Here is a 13,845-nt window from a genome sequence, read left to right on the forward strand (position 1 = left end):
TTCACGGTGTGGACCGGTCAGCCGCGCACGCCCCAGCGCGAGGGGCGCTCGGGCTCCGGCTTGCCGAGCGACTCGGTCGCCTCGTCCAACGTCTCCTCCAGCCCGGCGTCGAACGCCCGGGCCAGCGACTCGTGCTTGGAACACACCGTCTGGTAGTGCAGCCGCGTCAGCGACGGCGAGGCCTCGAGCGCGATCACCCGGCCGTCGGGAAGCCGGCCGCTGACGTTGACATGGTCGCTGCCCTGGCTGTTGCGGCGGTAGTCCTCCGTGGAGAACCCGAGCTCGTGGATGATCGTCAGCGCCTCGTCGACGAACCGCTCCGGATCGTCGATGCCGTCGCCGCCCAAGGGCAGGCGGATGCGGTACGACTCGTTGTCGCACGCAGACGGTTCCTTCGTCGCGACACGGTCACGCAGCTCCTCCTCCGTGGGGGATCCCGGCAGCAACGGCAAGAACGAGACGGCGACGTCCGCGGCGTCCCGGCGGAGTTCCTCGAGGGTCGGCTCGGCTTCGGCGTTCACAGTTCCTCCTGGGAGTTCGTTGCCCGGATCGGCGCAGCCGGTGAGGACTGCAGCCGTGAGTAGGACGAGGGTGGCGGCTTGCCGGGCGCGGCGCATGTCTCCAGCGTAGGGGGTTCGACGGTTGTTCATCAGGGGAATTTGTCCTTGGCCCAGTCCCAGGCGTCACCGGCGGCATCTCTGGCGTCATCGGCGCGATCAACGACCTCGTCTTTGGCCTCGCCGGCGAAATCGACCACGTCGTCTTTGCGGTCTCCGGTCCAGTCGACGACGGCGTCCTTGGCCTCCACGGCGTCGTCCTTCCGGTCTCCGAACCACTCGACTACATCTTCCTTGACCTCGATCGTCGTGTTCTTCGCGTCGATCGCGTCCTGCATCAGTTCGTACACGCGCTTGGGGTCGGAGTCCTGCCGTGCCTCGTCGATGTACTCGACGGCGTCCGCCTCGCCGGAGAGGATCTGGTCGATGGTGTTGTAGGACTGGCTGTCGGGCTCCAGGTAGCCCCAGTCGCCGTCGCCGTCGCTCGAGTCCTGGTAGTGGATGTTGCCCACCTGACCGTCGATGTTCCCCTCGCCGTCGGAGGAGAAGACGTGCGCCCCGAACTCCTCGGCGGTCGGCGAGAGTCGTTCGGAGCCGATTTGTCCGGCAGGAGCCCACGGGTCGTCGTAGGCCAGCGTGGCGTACACCTGGGCCTTGCCGTCGCTGCCTTCCTTGACGTTGAAGTCCGACGCGTGGTCGGCCACGGAGGGGTCGATACCCGCCGATCCGTACATCACGAACCGGTCGACGTCGTACTTGGTCTCCGTCAGCCCGACCGCCGCCGTGGTGGTGCCGTACGAATGCGCGCCCACGTTGACCGTCGGCACGTCGCCTGTGTGATCGCGCGTCTCGTGGAACCCGTCCAGGAAAATCGCCAGCTGCGTACCGCCCGTGTTGGCGTGGTCGCTGCGCAGCACCTCGGTGGAGTTGGTCCCCGATTCCCACGCAGCGCTGCCCAGAGACGGCCACGAGCCGTTGAAGTTGCTGCCGTCCCAGGCCGGTTTGTCCGGGGAGTCGTAGCCGATCCAACTGACGACGGCGCGGCTGCCTTCCAGTCCGTCGTACAGGTTCTGCGCGTTGCCCACCTCGCCGGTCATGTTGTTCGTACCGCTGCCCATGCCCGCCACGGTGAAGGTGACGTTGTCCGCGGTATCGACGTCTCCGACGGCGACCGAGGCCAAGGGGCGCTGTGAGGCCGGGTCCACCGGAATGAAATGCAGCAGGCCGCGGGGAACCGTGTTGCCGTCGCGGTCCTCTTCAGGATGCAGCGACTTGGCGATCGACTCGAAGGCCTCGCGTTGCTCGGCCGTGTAGTCGGGGTCGTTGCGGACCAGCTTCAGCGTGGTGACGTTCGCGCGGTTGCGGTCCGAGTACGGGACGCCGTTGGTGTTGCCGACCAGCGCCGGCAGCATCGCGGTGAGCGCGGCCTGCTGCTCCGTGCTGAGACTGTCCCACCAGTCGGCGCCGTGCTTGCCAGCGGGGTAGCCGTCCCCGGCGGGCGGCTCCGCCGACACGGGCGGCGGGGCGGTCCTGGAATCGGGGTGCGTCGCCGCGAACGCCTCGATCTCCTGGTCGGAGAGCTTGCCCAGGTAGGCGTAGTACGCCTCCACGTCTTCGGCCGTGGCGCCCTCGCCCATGGCGACGCGGTACAGGCGCGCCGCCCGGTCGATGCGTGTCGAGTTCGTCCCGTAGTCGAAGTGGGCGGGGGTGTCGGAGCTGATGCGCGCGATGCCGTCGACCGTGCTGTTGAAGGTGGTCTGCGCCGTTTCCCAGTCTTCGGTGATCGCGTCGAAGTCTCTCTGGAGTTCCTGCTGCAGCGTCGCCTTGGCATGGGGGTACTGCCGGCGCGACGCGGCGCTGTCCGCGTAGTTGTCGTTGTAGTTGGATTCCTGATCCGGGACGGTGGTGTCCCAGAAGGTCCCCTTGCGGGTATTCAGGTCGTCGATCTCGTCCGCCAGCGTGAACGCGGCCTCCTTGAGGGAGGTGGTGCTCTCCACGAGTTCGCCGGCGTCCAGGACCGCCGGGGCCATCGACGTCGCGAGAGCCTGCTCGCCCGGCCCCTCGTAGAGCGGCCGAATGCCGTTCCACGTGGTCTTGGCCGACGTGGTCTCGTCCTCGATCGTCTGGCCGGCGCTCTTGACGGCCCGGGCGGCAGTCCGGATCCCCTCGGTGTCCGCCGGCAGGTTCTTCAAGCCGGACGTGTCGATCGAGAAGATGCTCATTTCGCGTTCCCCCGTGCGTCGTCGGCCATCGATTCGTCCCCGGCCGAGACGGCCTCGCTGATGCCCCAGCCTGCGCCGACCACGTTCTCGCAGCGCACCACGGTGGCCCGGGCGTCGGGCAGCAGCACGTCTGCGCCGCACGTCTCGACGGACCCGGAGCAGTCGGTGTTGTCGAGGGCCATCTTGAGGTCCGCCACGGCGTCTTCCAGTCCGACGACGTGCTCCGGCAGGTTGAGGACGACGTCGTCGGCATCGCGCAGCAACTGGTTGAAGCCGGGCTGTTCGAGTCGGTAGCGCACCGCGTCCTCCGTCCCAGGCGTTTCGATGGCGGGCGGCCATCACGCGACCCAGCGTACCGATGGGCTTCGGGGCAGGCCATGGGGAGGACTGCCCATGGCCTGCGGACGCCGAGGACAAGAGCGGGGGTGGGCTACGGGCGGGCGGCGTCCGCGATCGTGAATTCGGCCCGTCCGCGGGGCCGGCCGTTCACCAGGAGCTCGATGAGGTGCGGGCCCGTCGTCGCCCGCCGCGTGGTCATCGAGGCCCGCAGGGCGTGGCGCTTGCTCAACTCCAGCGGGGCACCCGCGCGGACCACCGCCTGCGTCAGCTTGAACACCTTGCGTCCGCGCGGCAGGCCCGTCGCCGTCGCGAGGGCGGCATCGGCCGGCCAGATCGCGTAGTCGACGACGACCGGGACGTCCGTGCCCGCCGTCTCGAGGGTGAGCGAGAAGTCGAGGGCGCCGCCCAACGCGACCAGACCGGGGACCGAGACCTCGGTGAGCGTCAGGTGCGCACCGGCGTCGTACCCGAGCAGCGCCAGCGCCCCCGCGTGGCCCGCCTTGACGAGGGTGCGTGTGGCGTGGCGCGTGATGAAGTCGAGGTCGCCGATGCTGCGGCGGCCGCGCTCTACGTCGTCCTGCCAGCGGGCCAGCGTGGAGACCACGAGGTCGGGATCCCGCTTGGCGATGTCGTTGAGGTGGTTCGCCACGGAGCGGGTCACGTACCGGGTCGGATCGGCGGCGAGCGTCTCGAGCAGCGGCAGGGGAGTCGCGCGATCGAGCGCCAGGCGCGGAGCCCAGGGGAGCAGGGGCCGGGTCCCCTCGGAGCAGAGGCGGCGGACGTGGTAGTTGGGATCGCGCGTCCAGGTCTCGAGCCGGGCGAGCGTGGGCCCGGGGAAGTCGTCGAGGAAGAAGCGGATCGCGTACTCGGCCGAGGACCGGCGCGTGATGTGGTGCATCGCGTCGAGCCCGAGTTCCAGCAGTTCCGCGGTGCGGCAGTGATCCGCCACGAACTGGGCGAAGGGCTGGTGGATGAAGTCGCCGAAGTCGCCGTCGGAGAGCTCCGGATCCAGCTCGGGTGGGAGCGCCGCGAGCAGGATGTCCACCGACGCGGCGACGGCGGTCGGGTCCTCGCCGCCGCGGGACGGCAGGTGGGCGTGGAGGCGGGTGGCGATCCACGCCATGCGCTCCTTGAGTTCCTGCTCGCCGAACCGGGCGACGCACTCGTTGGTGAAAGTCGCCGCGTCGAAGGCGTGCCCGGCGGCGGCGCTGGCCCGCGCCAGGTCCGCGGCGATGAGCGACACCTTGTCGCGGTTGAACAACTGGTCTTTGAGGGGCGCCGCCATGCGTCCAGTCTATGGCGGGCGCGGAAACGCCGGTGGCGCGCACCCCGGTGGGGTGCGCGCCACCGGCGCGGGGGCCGGGCCGGCGGCCCGATCCGATCAGCTCTCGAGCTGCGGGTCGACCCCGAAGTGCTCGGCCAGCTCGGTGATGGCGGCCTCTGCGCCCTGGATGCTGACGGAGGAGAGGAAGATCGAGTCGTCGACCTCGACGATCTCGCCGGTCAGCTCGCCCCACAGCGGGTTGGACTCGAAGGTTTCCTGCTGTTCCACGGAGGCGTCGCCCTCGGAACCGCCCGGGTTCCATGTGGACTCCATGATGAAGGTGGCGTCGGCCTCGAGGATCTGCTCCTGGGAGAGGGGGACCAGGATCGAGTCCATGGTGTCCGGCTGTCCCTCCGGGCGGGGGATGCCCATGTCGGCCATGATGTCGCCGATGAACGAGTTCGTCGTGTAGAGGCGCATCGTGTCCTCGCCCGCGAATCGGACGAGCGAGTACGTGGTCTCCGGATCCTGCTCGAGGATCGCCTCGCCGACGGCGGCGGCGCGCGCCTCGTAGGCGGCGACCTTCTCCTCGGCCTCCTCCTTCTTGCCGATCGCCTCGCCCAGGAGGACGACGTTCTCCTTCCAGCTCGGGCCCGTCGACTCCGAGAAGACCGTCGGCGCGATCTTGGTCAGCTGGTCGTACATCTCGCCCTGGCGGACGTCGGCGGAGATGATCAGGTCCGGCTCGGCCTCGAGGATCTTCTCCAGATCGGGCTCGGCGATGGTGCCGACGTTCACGGCCTCGTCCGTCAGCTCGGAGACGTCGCCGAGGTACTCGGGGAACGGATTGTCGCCCTTGCGGTACTCGGTGTAGGCGACGAGCTCGGCGCCCAGCAGCATCGTGGCGTCCACGTAGCTCGGGTCCAGCGCGGCGATGCGCAGCGGCTCCTCGGGGATCTCCGTCGAACCGCGGAAGTGCTCGACCGTCACCGGGAAGCCGCCGGAGGCGCCGCCCTCCGGCGCCTCCTCCGGCTCCGCGGCTCCGCCGCAGGCCGTCAGTGCGAGGAGGAGCGCGGCCGATGCGGCGCCGGCGGAAGCCCGGAAACGGGCGGGGGTGCGAGTGGGGTTCATTTTGAACATTCTTTCGTTACTGAAGGTCATTAGGTGATGCTTACCTTGGTGATGATGCAGAACGGTACCATCGGGGAAACACCTTGGAGAACATGTGAAGATTTCTGCCCTCGCGCCCGCGTCCCGGGACGTGCCGAAGCCGGCCGCGTCCCGCTCGTCACCCGCGGTCCGCGCCCGGACCCTGGCGATCCTCGCGGCCGTCGTCGTCATCGGCGTCGTGCTCAGCATCGGCGTCGGGTCCGCCCGGTCGACCCCCGGCGAGATCTGGCACGCCTTCGCGGACTACACCGGAACCGTCATGGACCTGACGGTCCGCGAGATCCGCGTCCCCCGGACCCTCACCGCGCTCGCCGTCGGCGCCGCCCTCGGCGTCGCCGGAACCCTGGTCCAGGGGCACACGCGCAATCCGATCGCGGAACCCGGCCTGCTGGGCATCAACCACGGCGCCGCGCTCGCCATCGTCGCCACGACGGCGGCGGCCGGCCCCCTGTCCTACTCCGCCCAGGCGCTGCTGGCCTTCACCGGCGCCCTGGTGGCCTCCGTCGTCGTGTTCGGCATCGGCAGCGTGGACCGCCGCGGCGGCTCGCCGACCACGCTGGTGCTCGTCGGCGCCGCCGTCACGTCCCTGTGCCTCGGCCTCGTCTCCGCGACCGTCCTGCTCAGCGAGGCCGCGCTCGAGACCCTGCGCTTCTGGCAGGTCGGATCGGTCGCCGGGCGCTCCGGGGCACTCGAGCTGCTCTGGCCCGTCCTGCTCCTCGGCGGCCTGCTCGCCTGGCTGAACGCGACCCAGCTCAACGCGCTCGCGCTCGGCGAGGCCGCGGCTACCGGGCTCGGCGTCACCACTGCCCGCGCCCGCGGCGTCGGGCTGGCCGCGCTGGTGCTGCTCGCCGGAGCCGCGGTCACGATCGCCGGGCCCGTGGCCTTCGTCGGCCTGCTGGTGCCGCACGTCGCCCGCTGGGCGCTGGGCGCGGACTACCGCTGGCTTGTTCCCGCCTCGGCGCTCATCGGCAGCGCGATCATCCTGCTCGCCGACACCCTCGGCCGGATCATCGCCCGCCCGGGCGAGCTGCCGGTCGGCGTCGTCGTGGCCCTCGCGGGCGCCCCCGTGTTCGTCTACATCGCGCGCCGCAAGCGGGTGGTCTCCGCGTGAGCCAGCAGCTCCTCCCCGACGACCGCCTCGCCCAGCCGCGCGGCGTCGCCGACGCGCCCCCGGCGCCCGGTCCCGCGGGCGGTCCGGCCGCCCGCACATCCAGGGCGCACGGCACGACGACGGCGCGGCGCCGGCACGCCGCCGTCGTCACCCTCGCGCTGGCGATCGCGTCGTTCGCGGCGGCCGCGTGGCACATCGCCGTCGGCGGGTCGCCGATCCCGCTGGCGGACGTGGCCGCCACCCTGCTGGGCATGGCGCCCGACGCGCGCACCGAGCTGGCCGTCGTCGAATTCCGCGCCCCGCGCACGGTTGCCGCCGTCCTCGCCGGGTCCGCCCTCGGGACGGCCGGCGCCCTGACCCAGACCGTGGCCCGCAACCCGCTGGCCAGCCCGGACGTCCTGGGCATCACCAACGGGGCGGCGTTCGGCGCGGTCGGCGTCTCGGTGCTGGCCGGCGGGTCCGGCGGGGTCTCCGGCGCGGCGGCCGCGTTCGGGATGCCGGCCGCGGCCGCCGTGACCGGCTTCGTCGCCGCGGCGCTGGTCTTCCTGCTCGCCTGGAAGGGCGGTCTCGAATCGAACCGGGTGATCATCGTCGGCCTCGGCGTCGGCGGACTGGCCGCGGCCCTGACCACGTGGATGCTCACGCTCGGCAACGTGCAGGACGCGGCCAAGGCGCTGACCTGGATGTCGGGCACCATCAACGGCCGGGACTGGGGCCAGATCGCCCCGTTGTGGCCGGTGGTCCTCGTCGGCATCGCGGCGGCCCTGGCTTCGCGGCGGGGTCTGAACATGATCGCGCTGAACCCGGACACCGCCGTCGCGCTCGGGCTGCGGATCAACGCCACCCGCGTGTGGACCCTCTCGCTGGCGACCCTACTGGCCGTGGCCGCGACCGTGCTCGCCGGCCCGGTCGCGTTCGTCGCGCTGGCCAGCCCGCAGATCGCCCGGCTGATCACCCGCGGGACGATCCCGCCGGTGCCTGCCGCCGCGCTCGTGGGCGCGCTGTTCCTCCTGCTGGCCGACCTCCTCGCCGCACGGACGTTCGAGGTCGCGCTCCCGGCGGGCGTAGCGACGGCCGTCATCGGCGCGCCCTATCTCATGTACCTGGTGATCCGGCAGCAGCGCCGGCACACCGCGTAGGGGGCGGCCGCCAAGCCGAAAGCGTGGAACTCGATGCCAAGTGTTGAGACTGCGTTCCAAAGGGTCTATCGTCTGCGGTGTGACGCATCTCATAAACACCTGCATCGAGCGAGGGGCACGACCATGACCGGAACCGCATCCCACCTGACCATGTCCGTCGCCGCCATCCTGGCCGAATCTGCCACGAGGCACGCCGACCGCGCCGCCGTCACGGTCGGCGGTCACCAGACCACCTATGCGCAGCTGTGGGAGCAGGCCCGGAGCTACGCCGGCGGCCTGCGCGACGCCGGCATCGGCGAGAACGACCGGGTGGCCGTGCTCATCCCGAACGTCGCCGACTTCGCCCGCGTCTACTACGCCGTCCTGAGCCTCGGGGCGGTCGTCGTTCCGATCCACGCGCTGCTCAAGCGGCACGAGATCTCCTACATCCTGGACGACTCCGAGGCCGAGCTGCTGGTCTGCGCGGCCCCGCTGCTCGCGGAAGGCGCCGCCGGCGCCGAAGCGTCAGGGGTGCCGACGTACACCGTGCTGGCGGAGTCGGGTTCCGCGGCCGGACGGTTGGAGGACCTGGCCGCCGCGGCCGAGCCCATCACGAGCTACCTGCCACGCCACCCGGAGGACATCGCCACGATCCTCTACACCTCGGGCACCACCGGCAAGCCCAAGGGTGCACTCGGAACCCATCTGGCCCTCGTGGAGCAGACCAACGCGATGCTGCTCGACGCACTGGATGTCCGACCCGGCGACCGGCTCTTCGGCGGCCTGCCGCTCTTCCACACCTTCGGGCAGACCGCGGTGCTCAACTGCGGGCTGCGGGCCGGCGCCGAAATCCTGCTGCTGCCCCGCTTCACCGGGCCCGACGCCCTCGACCTGCTGCTGGACCACGGCGTCAACGTCTTCTTCGGGGTCCCCACCATGTACGTGGCCCTGCTCGAGGCCGCTTCCGCCCGAGAGGAGCGGCCCGAGGCCCTGCGCTACGGCGTCTCCGGCGGCGCGGCGCTGCCCGTGGCGCTGCTCGAGGCCTTCGAGACGAGGTTCGGAGCAAAGGTCCATGAAGGCTACGGGCTGACGGAGACGTCGCCGGTGGCGTGCTTCGGCCGCGTCAGCCAGACGCCGCAGCCGGGCACCGTCGGCACGCCGATCTGGGGCGTCGACGTCGAAATCGCCGATCCGCTGGAGCGGAACGCGATCGAGCTCCTGCCGCGCGGCGAGCTCGGCGAGGTCGTCGTCCGCGGTCACAACCTGTTCGCCGGCTACCTGAACCGCCCGGAGGCCACGGCCGAGGCCGTCGTGGACGGCTGGTTCCGCACCGGCGATCTGGGCACCAAGAGCGAGGACGACCACGTCCGCATCGTCGACCGGACCAAGGACATGATCCTGCGCAACGGCTACAACGTGTACCCCCGCGAGGTGGAGGAGGCCCTCATGGAGCATCCGGGAATCACCAGCGCCGCCGTCTACGGCGTCCCGGATGACAAGCACGGCCAGGAGATCGCCGCCTCGGTCACGATCGATCCGGACTCCGGCCTCGACGCCGACGCCATCCGTGAGTGGATCGCCGAGCGGGTGGCAGCCTACAAGTACCCCCGCCTGGTGGAGGTCGTGTCCGAGTTCCCGCTGGGTCCCAGCGGGAAGATCCTCAAGCGCAAGCTGGCAGAGCGGTACTCCGAGCGGAACGGGGTGGGCGGCTCCTAGCGTTCGGCGCGTCCGGCCGTTGCCGACCCCGTGACGGCGCCCGCCGCCTGGGGTCCGCGGGCGTGCGGGCCCTCGAGGATCTGGACGGCGAGGTCCTCGAGGTCGGCAGCCGTCATGGACGGCCAGCCGTGCAGGCGCGCGCGCCATTCGCCCGGCAGCGCGCTGGCGCCGTGCGCGGCGCCGGTGAGGGCCCCGGCGATGGCGGCGACCGTGTCGGTGTGGCTGCCGCCGCGGACCGCCCGCCGCAGGACGTCCTCGAGACAGGTTCCGTGCTGGATCGCCGACCAGGCGCCCTGCAAGGCCTCGACGACCCACGCGTTGCCGGCGAAGTCGGCCGGTTCCCCCGATTCGGCGGCCTCGATGCGCTGGCGCCACAGCTCTCTCCGCTCGGCCGGGAGCCAGTAGAGCTGATCGAGCAGATTCAGCTGGCCGGTGAGGACGGCCTTGCGGATGGCCAGGCTCCAGATCACGCAGGCGTCGGAGGCGTCGTCGGCCCAGTGGGTCAACCGGGAGAGCTGCCGGGCCGTGCTCGCGAGCGCCTCCTCCTGTCCCGTGCCGAGGAAGGCGAGGGCCACGGGCGCGGTGCGCATGAGCGAGCCGTTGCCGGCAGACTGGCCGGTGATGATGTGCAGCCGGTGCGAGGACTCCCACGCCTCGCGCGCGGTCGCCGACTGGAGGGCGCCGAGCACGCGGCGGGTCTGCGTGCCGACGGTCGGGGCCTCCAGGTGCCACGCGTACCAGTCGGCCACGATCCGGTCGAGCGTCTCCTCGTCCTCCAGCCGGCGTCCCGCAGCGAGCTCACGGGCGATGGGGACGGCCATGGACGTGTCGTCGGTCCACTCGCCGGGAGCGAACCCGAAGGGCCCCCCGCCGATCATCGTGATCGTGGCGCCGGAGCCGAGAGGTGGACCGAATTCGTAGCCGGCACCCAGCGCGTCGCCCGCGGCCGCGCCGACGAGCGCGCCCTGGGCGCGATCGCGCTGGGCCTGTCGTTCCGATCCCGCGGACGGGCCGGATTCGTCGTGTTCGTAGTTCGTGAAATATGCCGTCTGCATCGAGGACTCCCTGCGTCGAGCTGGTGCCTGACGGCGCGACGAAATGTGGCGCCGGTCACTGGCCACCAGCCTAGTCGGCCATCCTGAACGCCGACCGGGAATTGGTTGAAGCCCCCACCGAGCGTTCAGTTCCTCGGGCAGTCTGTATCTGTATAGGGTGGAGCACATCCCCAAACGAGGAGAGCGGCGTGATCGAGTTCTGCGGAGTCGGCAAGACGTACGCGGGCGGCACCGTGGCAGTGGAGGACTTCAGCTACACGGTCCAGGCGAACAGCCTGGTGGTGCTCGTCGGGTCCTCCGGCTCGGGCAAGACGACCCTCCTGCGCATGGTCAACCGCATGGTCGAGCCCACAGCCGGTTCCGTGTTGATCGACGGGCGCGACGTCGCAGGGCTCGACCGCGTGCGGCTGCGCCGGTCGATCGGCTACGTCCTGCAGGCCGGCGGGCTGCTGCCGCACCGCACGATCGCCGACAACGTCGCCACCGTCCCCGTGCTCAACGGGACCCGCCGGCGCGAGGCGCGCTCCGCCGTCGTCGGCCTGCTGGAGCGGGTGGGGCTCGACCCCTCGTGCGCCGAGCGGTACCCCTCCCAGCTCTCCGGCGGGCAGCAGCAGCGCGTGGGCGTCGCCCGGGCGCTCGCTGCCGACCCCGATATCCTGCTCATGGACGAGCCGTTCGGGGCCGTCGACCCGATCGTGCGGCGCGAGCTGCAGGACGAACTGCGGCGGCTGCAGCGGGAGCTCGGCAAGACGATCCTTCTCGTCACCCACGATATCGACGAGGCCTTCCGCGTAGGCGACGAGGTCGTCGTCCTCAAGGAGCGCGGCGTCACCGCGCAGGTCGGGACTCCGGCCGACATCCTCGCGCACCCGGCCGACGCGTTCGTCCGCTCCTTCGTGGGGGCCGACCGCGCCGAGCGGCGGCTGCGCACCACGGACGTGGACGGGCGCCGCGTCCTCGTCGACGACGACGGCCGGCCCGCCGGCGTCCTCGTCGCGGCCGAGGAGCGCAGGACCGCGCCGTGACCTGGTTCTCGCATGCGTGGGGGTGGGTGCTCGAGCTGACGTGGGCGCACCTGTGGCTCAGCCTGCCGGCGATCCTGCTCAGCGTCGCGATCGCGGTGCCCGTGGGGCGGCTCGCCTTCCGGCGGCCGGGTCTCGGCGGCGCGCTGCTCTCCGGGTCGAGCCTCCTGTACTCGATTCCGGCGCTGCCGCTGCTCATCATCGTCCCGGCCGTCTTCGGGGTGCCCCTGCGCTCGTCGGCCACGATCATCATCGCCCTCACCGTCTACGGGGCCGCGCTCATGGTCCGCACGGCCGCCGACGCGTTCGCGTCCGTCGACTCCCATGTGCGGGAAGCGGCGATCGCCGTGGGCCACGCGCCGCGCGAACTGTTCTGGAAGGTCGACCTGCCGCTCGCGGTGCCCGTGCTCGTCGCCGGGCTGCGGGTGGTCACGGTCAGCACGGTGGGACTCGTGACCATCGGGGCGCTCATCGGCGTCCCCAGCTTGGGAACCCTCTTCACGGACGGCTTCCAGCGCGGCATCGTGGCCGAGGTGGCCACCGGACTCATCGCGACCGTCGTCCTCGCCCTCGCGCTCGACGGGCTCTGCCTGCTCGCCGGGCGCGCCTTGACGCCGTGGCGTCGCGCGGTCGAGGGGGCGGGCGCATGAACCTCCTGCTGGAGGCCGCCGCCTGGCTCGCGGATGCGGCCCACTGGACGGGACCCGGGTCCGTGCCGGTCCGCGTGCTCGAACACCTGTGGGTGACCGCGCTCGTCGTCGGCGCGGCCGCCGTCGTCGCGATCCCGACGGGCGTCTGGGTAGGGCACACGGGGCGCGGCCGCACCGCCGTCATCGCCTTCGCCGGCGCCGCCCGCGCCGTCCCGACACTCGGCCTGCTGACGCTGCTCGGGTTGTGGCTGGGCATCGGTCTGGGAGCGCCGCTGCTGGCCCTCGTCGTCCTCGCGGTCCCGTCCCTGCTGGCGGGCGCCTACTCGGGCGTCGAGTCCGTGGACGGCACGACGACGTCGGCCGCCCGCGCGATCGGGATGAGCGAGTGGCAGATCGTGACCAGGGTCGAGCTGCCGCTCGCGGCGCCGGTCATTCTCGGCGGGGTGCGGGCGGCGACGCTGCAGGTGATCGCGACGGCGACCCTGGCCGCCTACATCGCCGACGCAGGCCTCGGGCGCTTCCTGTTCAACGGGCTCAAATCCCGCGACTACGCCCAGATGCTCGCCGGGGCCCTCCTCGTGACCCTGATCGCGCTGTTGTTCGAGGTCCTGCTGGCAGCGGCGCAACGCCGCGCCGCCCGGGCCGCCCGGCCAGCCGGGCAGAAATCGACATCCCCCTCCAACCCGGTTTTCCCGAAAGGACCGTCATGAAACGTCTGCTCACCCTGACCGCCATCGCCGCAGCCGCCGTGCTTCCGCTTGCCGCCTGCGGCAATTCCGATCCGCTCGCAGAGGATTCCGGGTCCGGCCCGGCCGGGGGATCCGGAGGTCCTCTCGTCATCGGCTCCCAGGACTACTACTCGTCCGAGATCATCGCCGAGGTGTACGCGCAGGCGCTCGAGGCCGAGGGGATGGAGGTCCAGCGCGAGTTCAGGATCGGCCAGCGGGAGGCCTACCTGCCCGAGCTCGAAGCCGGACGCCTCGACCTCTTCCCCGAGTACACGGGACCGCTGCTGCAGTACTGGGAGCCGAACACCGAGGCGCGCCTGTCCGACGACGTGTACGCCGCGCTCTCCGAGGCAACGCCGGACGGGCTGCGCGTCCTCGACCAGGCGGAAGCCACCGACCAGGACGCCTACGTGGTGACCGAGGAGTTTGCCGAGAAGTGGGATCTGGAGACGATCGACGACCTCGCCGACGTCGACGAGGAGATCACCCTCGGCGCCAACTCCGAGGCCGAGTCCCGGCCGAACGGGCCCCAGGGCCTGGCGGACGCGTACGGAGTCGACGCCGGCTTCACACCGATCGAGGACGGCGGCGGCCCGTTGACCGTCAAGGCCCTCAAAGACGGCGACATCCAGATGGCGATCATCTACACGGGCGACCCGTCGATCGCCAAGAACGGGCTCGTCGCCCTCGAGGACACGAAGGGCCTCTTCCTCGCCTCGCACGTGGTGCCGCTGGCCGGCGACGCCGTCGGAGAGGAGGCTGCTGACATCATCAACTCGGTCAGCGCGGCACTGACCAGTGACGACCTGCTCGAACTCAACGGGCGCAGCGTCGACGAGCAGCTTCCGGCCGCCACGATCGCCGAGGACTGGCTCGCCGGCCAAGACCTCTAG

At 71.3% G+C, this 13,845-nt stretch carries 13 protein-coding genes; 7 read left to right on the top strand and 6 right to left on the bottom strand.

Translation table 11 applies throughout. The features are described from left to right. Positions 1-17: 17 nt before the first annotated feature. The 5 genes from IE069_RS01680 to IE069_RS01700 form a co-directional block, all read right to left on the bottom strand. On the bottom strand, positions 18-650 hold the full coding sequence (locus tag IE069_RS01680; RefSeq protein WP_189348358.1) for a hypothetical protein: 633 nt from the start codon (positions 648-650) through the stop codon (positions 18-20). Continuing rightward, positions 650-2,779 carry an alpha/beta hydrolase gene (locus IE069_RS01685; protein ID WP_189348359.1) on the bottom strand — a complete coding sequence of 710 codons (2,130 nt, stop codon included), beginning with the start codon at positions 2,777-2,779 and terminating at the stop codon, positions 650-652. The genes IE069_RS01680 and IE069_RS01685 overlap by 1 nt, the downstream gene beginning before the upstream one ends. Next, positions 2,776-3,078 (bottom strand): hypothetical protein, encoded by a 303-nt coding sequence (locus IE069_RS01690; RefSeq protein WP_189348360.1) that lies wholly within the window; start codon positions 3,076-3,078, stop codon positions 2,776-2,778. Before IE069_RS01690 ends, IE069_RS01685 begins: the two co-directional genes overlap by 4 nt. A gap of 131 nt (positions 3,079-3,209) precedes the next feature. Further along, on the bottom strand, positions 3,210-4,403 hold the full coding sequence (locus tag IE069_RS01695) for a YhaZ family DNA alkylation repair protein (protein ID WP_189348361.1): 1,194 nt from the start codon (positions 4,401-4,403) through the stop codon (positions 3,210-3,212). 96 nt (positions 4,404-4,499) lie between these two features. Further along, positions 4,500-5,513, bottom strand: coding sequence for an ABC transporter substrate-binding protein (locus IE069_RS01700; RefSeq protein ID WP_189348362.1), 1,014 nt, complete (start codon positions 5,511-5,513; stop codon positions 4,500-4,502). Between the two features lie 94 nt (positions 5,514-5,607). Between IE069_RS01700 and IE069_RS01705 the strand changes: the two genes are divergently transcribed. The 3 genes from IE069_RS01705 to IE069_RS01715 all read left to right on the top strand — a co-directional run bounded on the left by IE069_RS01705 (position 5,608) and on the right by IE069_RS01715 (position 9,497). Continuing rightward, positions 5,608-6,663, top strand: coding sequence for a FecCD family ABC transporter permease (locus tag IE069_RS01705; RefSeq protein ID WP_229790870.1), 1,056 nt, complete (start codon positions 5,608-5,610; stop codon positions 6,661-6,663). Next, the gene (locus IE069_RS01710; protein ID WP_229790871.1) at positions 6,660-7,802 is read left to right on the top strand and encodes a FecCD family ABC transporter permease; all 1,143 of its coding nucleotides are present in this window, start codon (positions 6,660-6,662) and stop codon (positions 7,800-7,802) included. Before IE069_RS01705 ends, IE069_RS01710 begins: the two co-directional genes overlap by 4 nt. A gap of 123 nt (positions 7,803-7,925) precedes the next feature. Next, on the top strand, positions 7,926-9,497 hold the full coding sequence (locus IE069_RS01715) for a long-chain-fatty-acid--CoA ligase (RefSeq protein WP_189348363.1): 1,572 nt from the start codon (positions 7,926-7,928) through the stop codon (positions 9,495-9,497). Here the strand turns inward: IE069_RS01715 and IE069_RS01720 are convergent. Further along, complete coding sequence (locus IE069_RS01720; RefSeq protein WP_189348364.1) at positions 9,494-10,552, bottom strand: ADP-ribosylglycohydrolase family protein; 1,059 nt, start codon at positions 10,550-10,552, stop codon at positions 9,494-9,496. The two genes, IE069_RS01715 and IE069_RS01720, sit on opposite strands and share 4 nt — an antisense overlap. A gap of 188 nt (positions 10,553-10,740) precedes the next feature. Here IE069_RS01720 and IE069_RS01725 point away from each other — a divergent pair, with 188 nt between their 5' ends. From IE069_RS01725 to IE069_RS01740, 4 genes are read left to right on the top strand one after another with little or no spacing between them, the layout of a single operon-like run. After that, complete coding sequence (locus IE069_RS01725) at positions 10,741-11,577, top strand: ABC transporter ATP-binding protein (protein WP_189348365.1); 837 nt, start codon at positions 10,741-10,743, stop codon at positions 11,575-11,577. After that, positions 11,574-12,224 (top strand): ABC transporter permease, encoded by a 651-nt coding sequence (locus IE069_RS01730; RefSeq protein ID WP_189348366.1) that lies wholly within the window; start codon positions 11,574-11,576, stop codon positions 12,222-12,224. The genes IE069_RS01725 and IE069_RS01730 overlap by 4 nt, the downstream gene beginning before the upstream one ends. Next, entirely contained in the window at positions 12,221-12,934 is a 714-nt protein-coding gene (locus tag IE069_RS01735) for an ABC transporter permease (protein WP_189348367.1), read from the top strand. Before IE069_RS01730 ends, IE069_RS01735 begins: the two co-directional genes overlap by 4 nt. Further along, the gene (locus tag IE069_RS01740; protein WP_189348368.1) at positions 12,931-13,845 is read left to right on the top strand and encodes an ABC transporter substrate-binding protein; all 915 of its coding nucleotides are present in this window, start codon (positions 12,931-12,933) and stop codon (positions 13,843-13,845) included. Before IE069_RS01735 ends, IE069_RS01740 begins: the two co-directional genes overlap by 4 nt.

This window comes from Zhihengliuella salsuginis (assembly GCF_014651715.1).
GTDB lineage: Bacteria > Actinomycetota > Actinomycetes > Actinomycetales > Micrococcaceae > Zhihengliuella > Zhihengliuella salsuginis.

Bases quoted from the DNA above. Each gene is read 5' to 3' on its own strand.
- IE069_RS01680 (WP_189348358.1), bottom strand. From the start codon at position 650: ATGAACAACCGTCGAACCCCCTACGCTGGAGACATGCGCCGCGCCCGG.
- IE069_RS01685 (WP_189348359.1), bottom strand. From the start codon at position 2,779: ATGAGCATCTTCTCGATCGACACGTCCGGCTTGAAGAACCTGCCGGCG.
- IE069_RS01695 (WP_189348361.1), bottom strand. From the start codon at position 4,403: ATGGCGGCGCCCCTCAAAGACCAGTTGTTCAACCGCGACAAGGTGTCG.
- IE069_RS01700 (WP_189348362.1), bottom strand. From the start codon at position 5,513: ATGAACCCCACTCGCACCCCCGCCCGTTTCCGGGCTTCCGCCGGCGCC.
- IE069_RS01715 (WP_189348363.1), top strand. From the start codon at position 7,926: ATGACCGGAACCGCATCCCACCTGACCATGTCCGTCGCCGCCATCCTG.
- IE069_RS01720 (WP_189348364.1), bottom strand. From the start codon at position 10,552: ATGCAGACGGCATATTTCACGAACTACGAACACGACGAATCCGGCCCG.
- IE069_RS01735 (WP_189348367.1), top strand. From the start codon at position 12,221: ATGAACCTCCTGCTGGAGGCCGCCGCCTGGCTCGCGGATGCGGCCCAC.
- IE069_RS01740 (WP_189348368.1), top strand. From the start codon at position 12,931: ATGAAACGTCTGCTCACCCTGACCGCCATCGCCGCAGCCGCCGTGCTT.